The sequence below is a fragment of the Oceanospirillum sp. genome (genome assembly GCF_982874595.1).
In genome coordinates this window covers 1-14,251 of record NZ_CEYNZH010000039.1, presented here as the reverse complement: position 1 = coordinate 14,251, position 14,251 = coordinate 1, and the positions used below count along the sequence as shown (strand labels likewise).

The 14,251-nt window shown below is 52.5% G+C and carries 15 protein-coding genes; 10 read left to right on the top strand and 5 right to left on the bottom strand.

The window, feature by feature from the left end:
- Positions 1-3 precede the first annotated feature (3 nt).
- The 5 genes from AC4GL5_RS13880 (at position 4) to AC4GL5_RS13860 (ending at position 2,993) form a co-directional block, all read left to right on the top strand.
- Positions 4-696: a TetR/AcrR family transcriptional regulator gene (locus AC4GL5_RS13880; protein WP_490383389.1), complete on the top strand. Its 693-nt coding sequence runs from the start codon at positions 4-6 to the stop codon at positions 694-696.
- 95 nt (positions 697-791) lie between these two features.
- Entirely contained in the window at positions 792-1,187 is a 396-nt protein-coding gene (locus tag AC4GL5_RS13875) for a cupin domain-containing protein (RefSeq protein WP_490383388.1), read from the top strand.
- A 231-nt stretch (positions 1,188-1,418) separates the two neighbouring features.
- The gene (locus AC4GL5_RS13870) at positions 1,419-1,820 is read left to right on the top strand and encodes a DUF6463 family protein (RefSeq protein ID WP_490383387.1); all 402 of its coding nucleotides are present in this window, start codon (positions 1,419-1,421) and stop codon (positions 1,818-1,820) included.
- The gene (locus AC4GL5_RS13865; protein ID WP_490383386.1) at positions 1,817-2,368 is read left to right on the top strand and encodes a TetR/AcrR family transcriptional regulator; all 552 of its coding nucleotides are present in this window, start codon (positions 1,817-1,819) and stop codon (positions 2,366-2,368) included. The genes AC4GL5_RS13870 and AC4GL5_RS13865 overlap by 4 nt, the downstream gene beginning before the upstream one ends.
- A gap of 73 nt (positions 2,369-2,441) precedes the next feature.
- On the top strand, positions 2,442-2,993 hold the full coding sequence (locus AC4GL5_RS13860) for a DUF2867 domain-containing protein (protein ID WP_490383385.1): 552 nt from the start codon (positions 2,442-2,444) through the stop codon (positions 2,991-2,993).
- A 78-nt stretch (positions 2,994-3,071) separates the two neighbouring features.
- On the opposite strand, the gene AC4GL5_RS13855 is transcribed toward AC4GL5_RS13860, so the two are convergent.
- Positions 3,072-4,088, bottom strand: coding sequence for an MBL fold metallo-hydrolase (locus AC4GL5_RS13855; protein WP_490383384.1), 1,017 nt, complete (start codon positions 4,086-4,088; stop codon positions 3,072-3,074).
- Positions 4,089-4,222: 134 nt separating this feature from the next.
- On the opposite strand from AC4GL5_RS13855, the gene AC4GL5_RS13850 reads away from it, so the two are divergent.
- Positions 4,223-5,122: a LysR family transcriptional regulator gene (locus AC4GL5_RS13850; protein ID WP_490383383.1), complete on the top strand. Its 900-nt coding sequence runs from the start codon at positions 4,223-4,225 to the stop codon at positions 5,120-5,122.
- Between the two features lie 111 nt (positions 5,123-5,233).
- Positions 5,234-5,488, top strand: coding sequence for an FmdB family zinc ribbon protein (locus tag AC4GL5_RS13845; RefSeq protein WP_490383382.1), 255 nt, complete (start codon positions 5,234-5,236; stop codon positions 5,486-5,488).
- A 94-nt stretch (positions 5,489-5,582) separates the two neighbouring features.
- Here the strand turns inward: AC4GL5_RS13845 and AC4GL5_RS13840 are convergent, their stop codons facing one another.
- Together AC4GL5_RS13840 and AC4GL5_RS13835 are read right to left on the bottom strand one after the other, a co-directional pair.
- On the bottom strand, positions 5,583-7,088 hold the full coding sequence (locus AC4GL5_RS13840) for an aldehyde dehydrogenase (protein ID WP_490383381.1): 1,506 nt from the start codon (positions 7,086-7,088) through the stop codon (positions 5,583-5,585).
- A 235-nt stretch (positions 7,089-7,323) separates the two neighbouring features.
- Positions 7,324-8,259 carry a LysR family transcriptional regulator gene (locus AC4GL5_RS13835; protein ID WP_490383380.1) on the bottom strand — a complete coding sequence of 312 codons (936 nt, stop codon included), beginning with the start codon at positions 8,257-8,259 and terminating at the stop codon, positions 7,324-7,326.
- Positions 8,260-8,536: 277 nt separating this feature from the next.
- Between AC4GL5_RS13835 and aptA the strand changes: the two genes are divergently transcribed.
- Both aptA and AC4GL5_RS13825 read left to right on the top strand, forming a co-directional pair.
- Complete coding sequence (aptA, locus tag AC4GL5_RS13830) at positions 8,537-9,907, top strand: omega-aminotransferase AptA (RefSeq protein ID WP_490383379.1); 1,371 nt, start codon at positions 8,537-8,539, stop codon at positions 9,905-9,907.
- Positions 9,908-9,984: 77 nt separating this feature from the next.
- Positions 9,985-11,496 (top strand): CoA-acylating methylmalonate-semialdehyde dehydrogenase, encoded by a 1,512-nt coding sequence (locus AC4GL5_RS13825; protein WP_490383378.1) that lies wholly within the window; start codon positions 9,985-9,987, stop codon positions 11,494-11,496.
- A gap of 190 nt (positions 11,497-11,686) precedes the next feature.
- Here AC4GL5_RS13825 and AC4GL5_RS13820 read toward each other — a convergent pair whose 3' ends face one another.
- Both AC4GL5_RS13820 and AC4GL5_RS13815 read right to left on the bottom strand, forming a co-directional pair.
- Positions 11,687-13,189 carry an IS1182 family transposase gene (locus tag AC4GL5_RS13820; RefSeq protein WP_490383377.1) on the bottom strand — a complete coding sequence of 501 codons (1,503 nt, stop codon included), beginning with the start codon at positions 13,187-13,189 and terminating at the stop codon, positions 11,687-11,689.
- 88 nt (positions 13,190-13,277) lie between these two features.
- Entirely contained in the window at positions 13,278-13,457 is a 180-nt protein-coding gene (locus AC4GL5_RS13815; protein WP_490383376.1) for a DUF6435 family protein, read from the bottom strand.
- 445 nt (positions 13,458-13,902) lie between these two features.
- On the opposite strand from AC4GL5_RS13815, the gene AC4GL5_RS13810 reads away from it, so the two are divergent.
- Entirely contained in the window at positions 13,903-14,217 is a 315-nt protein-coding gene (locus tag AC4GL5_RS13810; RefSeq protein ID WP_490383375.1) for a hypothetical protein, read from the top strand.
- Positions 14,218-14,251 lie beyond the last annotated feature (34 nt).

The following is a 14,251-nucleotide window of genomic DNA, read 5'->3' as shown; positions in this document are numbered from 1 at the left end:
TCGATGAAGGATACGAAGGCAGACTCTAAAGCGCAGGCCGTTTCTCAGGCGGTGCGCCGCAAGAAGCAGGCCCAGAGTCTGGCGCCACGTAATGCCCCGGTTCAGGACCGATCCAAGCAACGCTCCCGTCAGATCATCGATGCCACCGGTGAACTGCTGGAAGAGGTGGGACTGGATGATCTGAACACCATTCTGATCGCTAAGGCGGTGGGTATTTCGGTGGGGTCCCTGTATCACTATTTCCCGAATAAGCACGCCATTCTGCACGCTATGGGTACTCGCTGGCTGGAGCAGGTTGAAGCGGCACTGGATGAGATCGCCAGCTGGCCGGTGGAAACCCTGCCCTTGTCAGAATTGCTGCCCAAGATGCTCAAAATAAAGCTGGGTGTTTACCGTCGTCAGAAAGCGATTCTGACCCTAGTGCAGGCGATGTTCTCGGTGCCGGAACTGCGGGAACTGGATGAGCGCCATGATGAGCTGGAGATCAGCCGTATGGCCGAGGTGTTTCAGCGTATGGGCGTTAATCGCCATATCCGTGAACGGGAGCGTCTGGGGCGTCTTTATCTGGAAGTGACGCACAGCGTCTTTCTGGTGGTGGTTAACCAGAAAGGGGATCGCGCCAAGCGTACCCTGGCGGATCTGGAATCCATGCTGAGCAATCTGTTGCAGGGTTATCTGCCTGACCCGGATGCCTGATCCGGGTCTGACCGAAATCGTTTTAAGTGATGCTGTTTGCGGCCTCTTTGCTGTCGTGTAATCCAATTTAAACGACTGCAATAAGTGAGCGACAGATGACACAAGTACAAAAAGATCCGACACAGATCCAAAAATTACAGCGAATCCGTAGCGAGCACACCGGTGCTGAAGGCGCAGACACGCCGATCAGTCTGGATCGTGTGATCTCCGGTAAGCCGATGGAGAGCGTGGAAAACCTCTTCACCAACAGCAAAGAAAACTTCTTTTGCGGCGTCTGGTCGTCAACCGAAGGCAAGTGGAACCTGAACTATACCGAAGATGAGTTCTGCTACCTGATCTCAGGCCGTGCCATCCTGACCGATGCCGAAGGCCATCAGGAGATTCTGAGTGCCGGTGACGCCTTTGTGATTCCGGCGGGCTATAAAGGCAGCTGGGAAACCATCGGTCACGCGAAAAAGTTCTATGCAATTTATGAAGAAAGCGAAGGCTGATGATCCGCTGACGTTTTTCTGATCCGCCCGGTAATTGCGGATACCCGAAAGCCCGGACAGGCAGATGCCTGACCGGGCTTTTTTGTCCGTATAAGAAACTCTGGTTCAACGTTTACTGGCTGATCATTCAACAAATTCTGGTCAAAGCTCAAAACATACTATACCGTATGGTATGTTTTTGGTTTTATTCGATCATGGCCTAATAACAGTGATAGGCAAAAAGGAGTTTTTATGTGGTACCGAAATTCAGGTTGGCTACTCATTATTATCGCAACCCTTCATAACCTACTGGGTGTCGTGTTGGGATGGGAGGTACTGCAGGGCATGGCAGAAGCTGGCTTCTGGAACACCGTCGAGCAGGATGGACAGATCGACTTTGCCCGTAGCTCTATACTCTGGTTTTTAATGCTGGGGATTTTCTGGTGGGTGCTGGGTGTACTGATGCAGCAGTGGCTGAATCTAATCGGAACATTACCTCAATGGTTAGGATATGCGCTTTTGGCCGCAGGTTGTGTTGTCGCTTTTGTACTGCCTCAATCCGGAGCCTGGTTCTTTATGCCCCTTGGGTTGCTGGTGGCTTATGGTGGCAAGACAGCTGAATTAAAGCTGAAGCAAGAGACTTCAATACTATGAAAATGCTGAAAGATGACTGGCTGGCGCTGGGGTTGGAACTGCTGGTAGAAGCCGGTGTGGCGCAGGTGAAGATTGATCCCCTGTGTCAGCGGGCGGGGGCAACTAAAGGCTCTTTTTACCATCATTTTAAGAATCGTGACGTCTTTCTGACCGAGCTTTTAAGCTACTGGCGCGAGCATTACAGCCAGCAGCTGATCGATAAGGTGCAGAACCTTCCGGAGTGGCAGCAGCGCCGTAACCGTTTGCAGGATCTGATTGATGATGAGGCGTTGGCGGTTGAAAGCGCCGTGCGCCACTGGGCATGGCAGGATGAGCAGGCAAAAGCGGCGGTACAGGAGGCGGATCAGATTCGATTGGATTATCTGGCCGGTCAATGCGCCTTGCTGCTGCCGAAATCAAAACAGGACAAGGTAGGTCTGCTAGCGGGTATTCTCTACTGGACGTTGGTCGGCTGTGTGCAGGCGGGGGATCAGGTCAGCCGCAGCCAGTGGCGGCAGATGGATGATCTGATGGCAGAGATGATTGAAGGTTGGAGTGGCTTGTCCTGAGCCGTTTTTAACCTGAGCCGTTCTTAGCCATAACAGTCACTTAGCCTGAGCAAGTTAATAGGGAGAAATAACCATGGAAAATACGACCAAAGATGCGATAAACCGTCAGCCTATGCCACAAGGTAAAGCAGTGGTTTGTCCGCTGCCGGAAAACTGCAGCCTGCACGGAATGGCGAAAGGAAAAGGCTATCAGGATGCTTTTGCCTTTCAGCTGAAGGATCAGAGTCAGGATGCCCGCAGTGTGTATCTGGCGATCTTCGGGCACCTGCCGAAGCCGGTGCGTTTTATGATTAGCCTGCGTAATAAACTGGTGGGGTTGTTCGGTTTCGAAACCAGTCCGGAAGGCATGACCATTACCGCCGATAAAATAAAAGAGGGCGCTAAAGCCGGTGCTATGACCATCCTCAAAGCCACAGCAGATGAGGTGATTGTTGGCTCTGAAGAGCGGCATATGGCGGTTTGGATATCGCTGCAGAACCATGAAGAGGGTCTGTACACCCTGAGTACCCGTGTGAATCTGTATACCGGTATAGGGCGCGCTTATATGCAGGTGATTAAACCCTTTCATAAGGTGATTGCGGCTTACAGTATCGAGTCGGCCTTTAAAGCAGGCCGACTGTCTTAGGCTCGTTTTTTTAATGACCAGCGCTGAGAACTAGAACAGGTGTTCACTAAAACAGGTGTTCACTAAAACAGGTGATCATTAAAACGGCTGGTGCCCCACCTGAACTGTAATCTGCGGATGGCGTTTCACCAGTTGTTGCAGCCATTCAAGGCTCTCACGGTTGGCGGCCTGATCGCTGGAGAACTGGCCCGGTTCTACATTGTGCCGCCAGCCCCAGGTGGTGTGGCAGGTGTCACCGGTCAGCAGTCGCCAATTGGATTCAGATCGAATCAGGTACGCGGTAGAGCCTGCGGTATGCCCCGGTGTGTGCAGGGCAAAAGCGCTGCCGTCACCAAAGATATCCAGAATTTTGCCTTGCCACTCTCTTAATGCCGGACGCTGGTCCAGTAGCGTATCCGTTGTGCCATTGGTGGCGGCGTAAAGGAAATACTGCTCTGCAGCTTCGCCCTTGCCGGTATAGAGGGGCACTTCGGTCGGAATCGCCGGTAAGCCGCTGATATGATCCAGATGCAGGTGGGTCAGAAACACACCCTTCAGCGGTCGTTGCAATTCCTCAAGAAACTGCTCGGTAGAACGGCGCAGCTTCAGCTTTTCGATACCCAGTTGGGGTTCCAGCCAGCCGGGCACACCGACCGACCTTGGGTTCTGTGCGAAACGGGCTGACACACCGGTATCGATCAGAAAATCCCCGTATTTCGGGTGCTGCAGATGAAAGGCATAGACCTGAATTGCCTCCTCATGATCTTCAAGCTCCGCTGCTTTTGCCTTCGGATGATTCAGGTTGAGTAAACCACTTAACGGCACCCGCCAGTCGGCACTGACCAGCGTATCCAGTTTGACTGTGATGGGGCTGCTGCTGGTTTCTGAATCAGCATCCAGCAACTGATCCAGCGTTTGCTGGCTGATGGTTTTGCCCAATGCTGACGCTTCATAGGGATGATGAGTTGCTACCGCCTGACTCAGCCAGATAGCCAATGCCATGATAAGCGCTGCCAGAACGGCAAGAGCGATCAGAAGCCTCTTTTTGAGTGAGCGTTTTTGACCTTGTGATGAACGAGCGGATGGGCTGGAGTTGATACCGGATGTGGATGACATGCTGTTTCCTCGTTGAGCAAATTTCCTGTGTTATAGTTTGGCTATTCTTTATTTGAAGTAAATCGGCTAAAAAATGATGGTGGCATCCGTTTTTGAATAGGTGCTGCTGCGTATGTGTGAGGGCGGGATCGAGCATGAACAAAGACCTGAACTGGCAGGATCTGAAACTCTTTCTGACGGTGGCAGAGACCGGCAGCTTCAGCGCCGCCGCCCGTGAATTAAAATTGGGGCAGCCAACCCTGAGCCGCCGCATCGCCGAGCTGGAAGAGCAGCTTGGCCAGCCGCTGTTTATCCGCCAGAGTCAGGGCTGTGAGCTGACCCCGCTGGGCAATAAGCTGCTGCCCGCAGCGCAGCAGATGGCGCAATGGTCGGCAGAGGTGATGACCGAGGTGCAGTCACCACAGACCATCAGCGGCTGCGTGCGTATTACCGCACCACCCGCCATCGCTTTTGCCCTGTTAACGCCCTTTGCGGCAGAACTTGCCAAAATCTATCCCGATATTCAGCTGGAGGTGCTGAGTGATATCAGCACCCTGAATCTTGCCCGGGGTGAGGCGGATATCTCCTTAAGAACCCAATATCCGCAGGATGATGATCTCATCTGTCTCTCCTCTTTTAAGGGGGATATGCGGGTTTATGTTTCTGAAAAGCACTTACCGAAGAAAAAAGATGATGATTGGGATATTCGGCAACTGAAATGGATCTGCTGGCCGGAAAAGTACGATTATCTGCAGGTGAATCAGGTGCTGAAACGTGTGATCCCTGATTTTAAACCCGCTTTTACCTCCAACGATTACAACGTGCAGCTGGCGGCCTGTTGCGCCGGAGTTGGCGCTATGGTGCTGCCGGAGGGCTTTGACCGTAATGATATTGTCAGCGGGCTTACGGCACTTCCCATTGATCTCAGTGCTTACGGCAAGGGGGAGCTTTATCTGGTGGCCCACAAACGCCAGCGCCATCTGCCGCGAATTGTGAAAATTATCGAGCAGCTGGAGCGGTTTCTGGGCGAGGTCTGGCCGGAAAATCAGGCATAGAGATTAAAAGCCTGCGCTTGAAAGTGGCCTAAAAGCCCCTATCTAACGATCATCAAATAACCTTGTAGCTTGTGTTGATAAGCCGGTTTGCCAGAGAAGGATTGAATTACCATGCCCACCTACGATTACCGTTGTGAAGCCAATGGCGAAGTGTATGAAGTGCGTCACCCGATGGCGCAAACCGTTGAGACCTGGGAACAGCTGTGCGAAGTAGGTGGTCTTGAGTTGGGTGATCTTGATCCGCAAACGCCGGTGACTAAGTTACTGACTGCTGCGGGTGTCGTAAAGAACTCAGCGCTGAAGAATCCAACGTCACCGCCTTGTATGACCGGGGGTGGCTGTTCCGGCGGTGGTTGTGGTGTCTGACAGGTATTTACAGCTTAGAAAAAAGAAGCCCCGTTATTCGCACTGAATAACGGGGCTTTTGCTTAGAGGCTGTTACAGCTTGTCAGGCTACCGCTTACTCAAACTCAATCCAGGTGGTTTTCAGTTCGGTGTAATCGTCCATGGCGTGCAGAGACTTATCGCGGCCATTGCCGGACTCTTTAAAGCCACCAAACGGAACTGTGATATCACCACCGAAGTAGTTGTTTACGCCCATGGTGCCGGTACGAACAGCTGCAGCTACCTTGTGCGCGGTATTGATATTCAGGCTCCAGACCGCACCCGCCAGACCGTAAGGGGAGTCATTGGCGATGCGTACGGCATCTGCCGCATCTTTAAAGCGGATGACGGAAACGACAGGGCCGAAGATCTCTTCCTGTGCGATGGTCATCTTGTTGTCGACTTCTGCGAAGATGGTCGGCTCATGGAAGAAGCCGCCCAGCGGATGCTCCATCACCTTACCGCCGTAAACCAGTTTGGCACCTTCTTCGATCCCTTTCTGTACATAACCCTGAATGGTATCCAGCTGACGCTGATCCACCACAGGGCCCATGTTGGTTGATGGGCTCAGTGGATTATCCGGGCACCAGTTTTTCGCCCGTTCCAGCACCATCGCCAGAAACTCATCGTAGATCTCATCCTGAACCAGCAGGCGGGTACCTGCTGTACAGGTCTGACCGGAGTTGTAGAAGCCGCCCAATACCGCGGCATCAGCGGCTTTTTCCAGATTGGCATCGGCAAACACGATATTGGCGCTTTTACCGCCCAGTTCCAGGAAGGTGCGCTTCAGGTTGGACTGACCGGAATACTGCATCAGCAGTTTGCCCACACCGGTAGAGCCGGTGAAGGTCTGGCCGTCGATATCAGGATGCAAAGAAAGGTGCTTACCCAGATTAATGCCATCACCCGGTAGCACCTGCAGAACACCGGCGGGCAGGCCGGCCTGATGGGCAAGTTCTGCAATTTTAAGCGCAGTGAATGGTGTTTTCGGATCCGGTTTCAGGATCACAGAGTTACCGGTCGCCAACGAAGGAGCCAGCTTCCATGCCGTCGTAGAAAGCGGGAAGTTCCACGGTACAATGGCCGCAATCACGCCCAGTGGTAAACGCTGAACCAGAGCCAGGCTGTCATGCCCGGTTGGCGCGATCTCTTCATAAACTTTGTCGGTGGCTTCAGCCGTCCAGCGCAGTGTCGTCAGGCAGCTGGGAACATCGATATTGAAGCAGTCATTGATCGGTTTGCCGGCACTCAGGCTTTCCAGCAGAGCGATTTCCGGCAGGTTGGCTTCGATCAGATCTGCCCAGCGCAGCAACACGCGCTTACGGTCGCCCGGTGCCATTTTTGACCAGACGCCGGATTCAAAGACATCACGGGCGATTTTTACGGCAATATCGGCATCTTCCGGGCCGCAATCTGCGACTTCGGCAATGGTTTCAGCAGTTGCCGGGTTGACCACCGGCTGGGTTTTACCGGAGCGTGCGCTCACGTTCTCGCCGTTGATGATGGCGTAGTTTGGCATGGCGATAGTGGATGCCATCTCCTGCCAGTTGAAATCGGTTACGACAGCTTGCTGTGAAGTCATTTTGATATCCTGCTTTTCCTGACGTTATTTTTATGGCGTCTTAACGGGTGTCTTTCAAATAATCAGATGCGAATAATTATTCGGATTTTGCGTTGTGTTCTATCCTGCCGTCAAGTGTGCGCTGTCCGACTCTCTCCGGCTATATCACCGGATAGGTATGAGATAGGCGCCTTTTGGATCGATTGCTATAGGATCGATTGCTATGGGATTGACTGATTAGGGAAAGGACAAGGAATCAGACCGTTTCCTCATCCGCTGTTTTCGCCAGCTCTTCCAGATAGGCAGAAAGAATCTGATTCGGTCGTGCGCCTTTACGGGTGATGGCGCTGTAGTGGGTATGGAAGTGGCGCTGCTCCGGTTGCAACGGACGCAGGCGGCCTTCCGTCACCCAGCGCTGGGCGTAGTGGGTGGGCAGAAAACCGATAAAGCGACCGCTGAGAATCAGAAACGCGATACCTTCACGATCCGTCGAGCTGGCACCGGCTTTCAGCAGCATCTGCTGTTTTTTGATCTGGGCGGGCTGGGCGTAGGCGGGCAGTACCGCATCAAATTCTGCCAGTTTGCTGTCGGTCAGCTCCCGGTCATCGGCCTGATAGAGCGGGTGCTGATGGCTGCAATAGAGCAGGGATTGCTCCTCATATAGCGGCTGGTAATCGATACCTGGCAGCGCCCGAAGATCCGGCACAACACCGATATGCAGGCTGCCATCCAGTACCGCGCTTTCAATATCATTCGGTGGAATCATACGGATATTGATCACCACCTCCGGCCCCCGATCCTTTAGCGCAGCCAGCGCCCGTGTAATCCGCATCTGGGGCACCGTCACCATATTGTCGGTAATGCCGATATTCAGCTCACCTTTCAGATCCCGATTGATGGCGTTGATCTGACTGCGGAAATCCTCCAACCCGGCTAACAGCTGCAGGGTGGCCTGATAGACGATCTCACCTTCCTCGGTGACCGAAAAACCGGAACGCCCGCGATGGCAAAGCCGGGCGTTGATCAGCCCTTCCAGCTCTGTCACTGCCTGACTGATCGCCGGTCGGCTGATATTGAGCTGCACCTCAGCCGCGGCAAAACCACCGGATTCCACCACTACCTTAAAGATGCGCAGCAGGCGGATATGGGCATCCCCCAGTTGACGGGGCAGAAAATTATCTTTTTGCGACATGGCGATGGCTCCGGTTGGCGAGGGTTTGCTGGTTAGCTGCTTGGGTTGTCTGTTTTGGGTGTTCTCTTTTTAGTTAACTAAATAGTTATCTCATAGTAAATACGTTTGGATTTAATAACCTAAAAAAGCGCTGATAATGGATACCCGATCAAGGTGTTACGCGTTCTACCCTCCGGTGTGACCCCTGGCGGCCTTTATTAAGGCTAAAGGGAGCGCCGGAGACTCAACCCGTTAATAGGCCCTGAGCTTTAAACAATAATTTCAATTGAGGTGTGACATGCCTTCCAACGAGAGCGGTCAGCGTATGAATAAAGAGCAACGTCTTGCGGCTTGCGGCCTGAATCAGGCGCAACTGGATGCTCACTGGATGCCATTCACCGGCAACCGCGAGTTCAAAAAGGATCCCCGTCTTCTGGTCGCCGCCAAGGGCAACTACTACACGGACGCTGACGGCCGACAGATTTTTGATGCGTTATCCGGTCTCTGGACCTGCGGCGCAGGCCACGGTCGCCCTGAGATCGCTGAAGCGATTGCTAAACAAGCGACAGAACTGGATTACTCACCGGCGTTTCAGTTTGGTCAGCCGAAATCCTTCCAGCTGGCGCACCGCATCACCGAGCTGATGCCGGAAGGTCTGAATCGTGTGTTCTTTACCGGTTCCGGTTCTGAGTCGGTAGAGACTGCCCTTAAGATCGCCCGCGCTTACTGGCGCAAAAAAGGCCATGCCACCAAGACCCGCTTTATCGGCCGTTCCAAGGGCTATCACGGGGTTAACTTTGGCGGTATCAGCGTTGGTGGGATTGGTGGCAATCGCGCTCTGTACGGTCAGGGTATTGATGCCATTCACCTGCCGCACACCATGCTGCCGGAGAACAAATTTGTTCAGGGTATGCCGGATGATGGCGCGCACCTGGCGGATTATCTGGAAGAGCTGCTGGCGATTCACGATGCCAGCAATATCGCCGGTGTCATCGTTGAGCCTATGGCGGGTTCTGCCGGTGTGATTCCCCCACCAAAAGGTTACCTGAAGCGTCTGCGTGAGCTGTGCGACAAGCACAACTTATTGCTGATCTTTGATGAGGTGATCACAGGCTTTGGCCGTATGGGTTCTTACACCGGTTCTGAAGAGTTTGGTGTCACACCGGATCTGATGACCATGGCGAAACAGCTGACCAACGGTGTAGTGCCGATGGGGGCTGTGGTCGCCAAGCAGGAGATCTACGATCTCTTTATGGAAACCGGTGGCCCGGAATACATGCTGGAACTGCCGCACGGTTATACCTATTCCGCGCATCCTCTGGCCTGTGCCGCAGGTCTTGCCTCGCTGGATGTGCTGGAAAACGACCAGCTGATCCCCCGCGTTAAGCAGATGGCACCCAAGTTTGAAGAGATGCTGCACAGCCTGAAAGGCTCGCCTTACGTGGCGGATATCCGTAACTACGGCTTAGCCGGTGCGCTGACTCTGGAAGCGGCTCCGGGAGAACCTGCGCTGCGCCCGTATCAGGTGGCGATGAAGTGCTGGGAGAAAGGCTTCTATGTGCGTTACGGCGGCGACACTCTGCAGCTGGGTCTGCCATTTACCGTGGAAACCGACGAGATCGACCGTCTGATCAATGCGCTGGGCGAGTCCCTGCGTGAGATCGGTTAACTCGTTGTTAGATAGCGTCGCTGTATCGATAGAAAAAGATTTTACGAATTTTCAGATAAACGAATCACAGGTTTTTTATGACAACTGATATCCAGAACGCAGAAACGATTGGCCACCTGATTAACGGTCAGATCGTACAGGATGCCGAGCGCAGCCAGCCGGTTTATAACCCATCCACCGGTGAGATCAGCAAGCAGGTGGGTCTGGCATCCAAAGCCACTGTGGAAGAAGCGATTGCTACAGCGCAGGCAGCTTACCCTGCATGGCGTCAGACACCACCGCTGAAGCGTGCCCGTGTGATGTTCCGCTTTAAGCAACTGCTGGAAGAGAACGCCGACAAGATCTGCGCCATGATCGGTGAAGAGCATGGCAAAATCTCCCACGATGCCATGGGTGAACTGCAACGCGGTATCGAAAACGTCGAGTTTGCCTGCGGTATTCCTGATCTGCTGAAGGGCGAGTACAGCAAAAACGTTGGCCCGAATATCGACTCCTGGAGCGAGTTCCAGCCCTTAGGTGTGGTTGCCGGTATTACCCCGTTCAACTTCCCGGCCATGGTGCCTATGTGGATGTTCCCACTGGCCATCGCCTGCGGTAACACCTTTGTCCTGAAACCGTCTGAGCGTGATCCGTCCTCAACCCTTTATATCGCGCAGCTGCTGCACGAAGCGGGTCTGCCGGAAGGCGTACTGAACGTGGTTAACGGCGACAAAGAAGCGGTGGATACCCTGCTGACTGACAAACGCATCAAGGCGGTCAGCTTTGTGGGTTCTACCCCGATTGCGGAATATATCTACGCAACTGCCAATGCCAACGGCAAGCGTTGTCAGGCGCTGGGTGGCGCGAAAAACCACGCTATCGTTATGCCGGACGCGGATATGGATAACGCCGTAAACCAGTTGCTGGGTGCTGCCTTTGGTTCATCCGGTGAGCGTTGCATGGCGTTGTCAGTCGCGGTAGCGGTGGGCGATCAGGCGGCAGATGCACTGGTCAGCAAACTGAAAGAAGCGATGAAGCCGCTGAAAGTGGGTGCTTTCTCCGACAAGTCCAACGACTTTGGCCCTGTGATTACCGCCGCGCACCGCGACAAGGTGGTGGGTTATATCTCAAGTTCTGAAGAAGATGGCGCAAACGTGGTGGTTGATGGCCGCGAACCTCAGGTAGCCGGTTACGACAACGGCTTCTTTGTGGGTGCAACCCTGATCGACCGCGTAACCCCGGATATGGTCAGCTACAAAGAAGAGATCTTCGGCCCGGTGCTGCAGGTAGTGCGCGTTAACACCATGGAAGAAGCGATGCAGCTGATCAACGATCACGAATACGGCAACGGCACCTGCATCTTCACCCGTGACGGTGAAGCCGCGCGTTACTTCTCCGACATGATCGAAGTGGGCATGGTGGGTATCAACGTACCTCTGCCGGTACCGGTGGCGTACCACAGCTTCGGCGGCTGGAAACGCTCTCTGTTCGGCGATCTGCACGCCTACGGCCCGGATGGTGTTCGCTTCTACACCAAGCGCAAAACCATTACCCAACGCTGGCCATCCAGCGGTGTACGTGAAGGCGTCAGCTTCGCCTTCCCGAGCTAAGTTTCAGCACGAAACCTCCCGATGCACCGACAGCGGTGCACCCCTGAGATATTGCCCCGGTTGACCGACCGGGGCTTTTTTTCGTTCCGGAGGTAATACACGACTCGTTCCCACGCTCCGAGACTGTGAAAGTATTCATTCCAAGTCTTATTTCATAGAATCGGAGCAGACATTATTTCATACTCGGCAGTCAATTAGTCATAACCTCTGCATAAAAAAATAAGGCTAAAAGAGCTTCCTGAAGTTGCTTGCAACACTTCAGGAAGCGATCCAGACCCAGGATATTCAGAACGCGGGTAAAGTTATACGCCAACTGCATCAGCGACCATTCGCCTTTCACCTTTTTAAGCCCCCGGACTAAAAAGTGCTGCCACCCGGCACGCATTTTCAATGTCCCGAACGGATGCTCCACGAGGGACGCTCGCAACTTCATTTTTTCCGCGCCTGCTGCCTCCATTCGTGCTCGATGGTTATCAGCCGATTGCTGGTATTGGCTACGGTAAAGAGTTCTTCGTTGCCCTCTTGGCGGTAAGCATGATGCTCTTATCGGACAGGTATCACAGTCGCTCCTTTGACTGATATATCGCTGCCTTAGCTTGCCACTTTTCTCTATCGGTTGGCCTTGTGGTTTTAAGCCGGCTCCGTTTGGACAGCGGTAACTATCCTGCTCCGAGTCGTAACCGAAGTCCTCTGGCACAAAGCGTTTCTGTTGCTTTAGTTGGGCTGTTTTATTCGGGATTGGGACGTAAGCGGTGATACCGTTTTCTTCACACTGATGCAGGTTTTCCGTTTCGTAATAACCGGCATCGGCCAGTACAGTCAGCCGTTTCTTATCAAGCAGATCCTTCGTTTGTCTGGCCATCGGGTAGAGCTGCTTCTGGTCGTTACCCTCCTGAGTCACCTCACTGGCAATAATAAGATGATGCCGTTCATCGACCACACTCTGCACATTATACCCAGCGACTTTACTGCCACCCTTGCTGAGCAGTCGGGCATCGGGATCAGTGCGGGAGATCTGTTTACTGTCAGAGCATTCCAGCTCATTCAGTGTTTGCATTAAGGCGTTCTGTTTCGCCTGCAGTTGTTCGATAGATACGGTTGTCGCCTGTTCCTGCCGATCATCTTCCCAGTCGCATTGATCCAGTGTTTGATGGTACTGCGTTATCTGAGTTTCCAACGCCTTCAGCTGCTTTTTGACCTTGCTACGAGTTTGAATACTTTGTTTGCTGGCATTGCCGTGGAAGAAGCTACCGTCAATCGCAACGATGTCACCACCGATAAGGTCAAGGCTGCGGCATAACAGGATGAAGTCGCGGTTCACGCGAACCAGCAGTTCAGCGTGATTTTTACGGAAGTTGGCAATGGTTTTATAACTGGGACGCTGATGCTGCATCAGCCACATCATCTCAATATTGCGTTGGCATTCCTGCTCCAGCTTACGGGAACTGCGGACACCGTTCAGATAACCATAGAGATAGAGCCGAAGCAGGTCAGCGGGGTTATAAGCGGGTTGCCCACGAAGCGAACCAGAAGCCTGATAGCCTTTTGCGCCGAGTTTGTGAAAGTCTAGGCTGCTGATATAAGCGTCAATCGCTCGAACAGGATTATTCTGAGTAATGTGCTGATCCAGATGGTCAGCAAAGAGTGAAAGTTGATGCCGGTTCTCAGTTTTGCGATAGGGTTTACCCGTCATAAAGTCTCAATCCTGTTCGATGACTTCAGACGGGTAGTATAACCGAAATACTTTCACAGCCTCTCTGCGTGGTAATGCATACCCGCACTTACTTGGATTCCTCCGCCTCCAACGCCGTAATCTGCTTATAGATCGCCTCCGCTTCCTCCGACAGAAACGAATAACTTTTAATATCGCCATTACGCTGAGCCAGCATCGCCTGCTCCAGCTTGGTCGCGCATTCCTTTTTCAGTTTCTTGGTCGGGTCAGACTTAAAGAGAGAAAACATAGGTGTACCGCCTGCAGTTAAAAAGAGTGTCAGGCTTGTACGGGGAAAGCGGCTAAGTCGATGTTGGGAGGAGGCGCTCAGGACTCGACTCGTTCCCACGTTCTACGTGGGAATGCAGACCGGCCTATCTGCCACACATCAAATACCTGCGGGAAAAATATAGCTTAGACCTAATGCTTGGTTCCGCTAATGTAGGTGATCGGATAGACTGAAAAATCAAAGAATTACGGAAGTAGGTGAGTGCTCCATTTAACGGTACAGTCACCTGCAGCTCTTAGATTAAGAGCAAATAAACGCATGGGCGTATGGCAGGGAAGCAGTCAGATCAGAAGATGGATTTTTTTCCTTTCTAATCAAACTCTTTCTCAATTTTTGTTGGTGTATTGAAACCGGCAAAACTCGCATGGCTATGATTAAAATGTTTCTAGAATATTAGGTTTTTATAATGAGTGATTTTATAAAGGAGTTATTAGAGCGAGGCTCTAGTCTTATGCTTCATGATGCAAATGAGGCAGAAACCAGAAAAAAACTAATTGATCTTATTATTGAGGATGTTCTTGATTGGAAGGATTTAGATATAGCGTACGAAGAAAGAGTATCTGAAGATAGTAGTACAACATTTTCAGATTATATCATTAGAACCGCCGACACCTCTATACTAATCGAAGCCAAAAGGATTGGAATAACATTTAGTACAATTCCTGGTCAAAAAAAAGTAAAGCTATCAGGGAAGATTATGGAGGGCGGTTGCAGACTCTGAGCGCAACACGCTATTGCACTGATGTGACGGCATT

What these genes read in the sequence shown, in the direction of transcription:
- AC4GL5_RS13880 (WP_490383389.1), top strand. Translation starts at nt 4, where the DNA reads ATGAAGGATACGAAGGCAGACTCTAAAGCGCAGGCCGTTTCTCAGGCG.
- AC4GL5_RS13875 (WP_490383388.1), top strand. Translation starts at nt 792, where the DNA reads ATGACACAAGTACAAAAAGATCCGACACAGATCCAAAAATTACAGCGA.
- AC4GL5_RS13870 (WP_490383387.1), top strand. Translation starts at nt 1,419, where the DNA reads ATGTGGTACCGAAATTCAGGTTGGCTACTCATTATTATCGCAACCCTT.
- AC4GL5_RS13865 (WP_490383386.1), top strand. Translation starts at nt 1,817, where the DNA reads ATGAAAATGCTGAAAGATGACTGGCTGGCGCTGGGGTTGGAACTGCTG.
- AC4GL5_RS13860 (WP_490383385.1), top strand. Translation starts at nt 2,442, where the DNA reads ATGGAAAATACGACCAAAGATGCGATAAACCGTCAGCCTATGCCACAA.
- AC4GL5_RS13855 (WP_490383384.1), bottom strand. Translation starts at nt 4,088, where the DNA reads ATGTCATCCACATCCGGTATCAACTCCAGCCCATCCGCTCGTTCATCA.
- AC4GL5_RS13850 (WP_490383383.1), top strand. Translation starts at nt 4,223, where the DNA reads ATGAACAAAGACCTGAACTGGCAGGATCTGAAACTCTTTCTGACGGTG.
- AC4GL5_RS13845 (WP_490383382.1), top strand. Translation starts at nt 5,234, where the DNA reads ATGCCCACCTACGATTACCGTTGTGAAGCCAATGGCGAAGTGTATGAA.
- AC4GL5_RS13840 (WP_490383381.1), bottom strand. Translation starts at nt 7,088, where the DNA reads ATGACTTCACAGCAAGCTGTCGTAACCGATTTCAACTGGCAGGAGATG.
- AC4GL5_RS13835 (WP_490383380.1), bottom strand. Translation starts at nt 8,259, where the DNA reads ATGTCGCAAAAAGATAATTTTCTGCCCCGTCAACTGGGGGATGCCCAT.
- aptA (WP_490383379.1), top strand. Translation starts at nt 8,537, where the DNA reads ATGCCTTCCAACGAGAGCGGTCAGCGTATGAATAAAGAGCAACGTCTT.
- AC4GL5_RS13825 (WP_490383378.1), top strand. Translation starts at nt 9,985, where the DNA reads ATGACAACTGATATCCAGAACGCAGAAACGATTGGCCACCTGATTAAC.
- AC4GL5_RS13820 (WP_490383377.1), bottom strand. Translation starts at nt 13,189, where the DNA reads ATGACGGGTAAACCCTATCGCAAAACTGAGAACCGGCATCAACTTTCA.
- AC4GL5_RS13815 (WP_490383376.1), bottom strand. Translation starts at nt 13,457, where the DNA reads ATGTTTTCTCTCTTTAAGTCTGACCCGACCAAGAAACTGAAAAAGGAA.
- AC4GL5_RS13810 (WP_490383375.1), top strand. Translation starts at nt 13,903, where the DNA reads ATGAGTGATTTTATAAAGGAGTTATTAGAGCGAGGCTCTAGTCTTATG.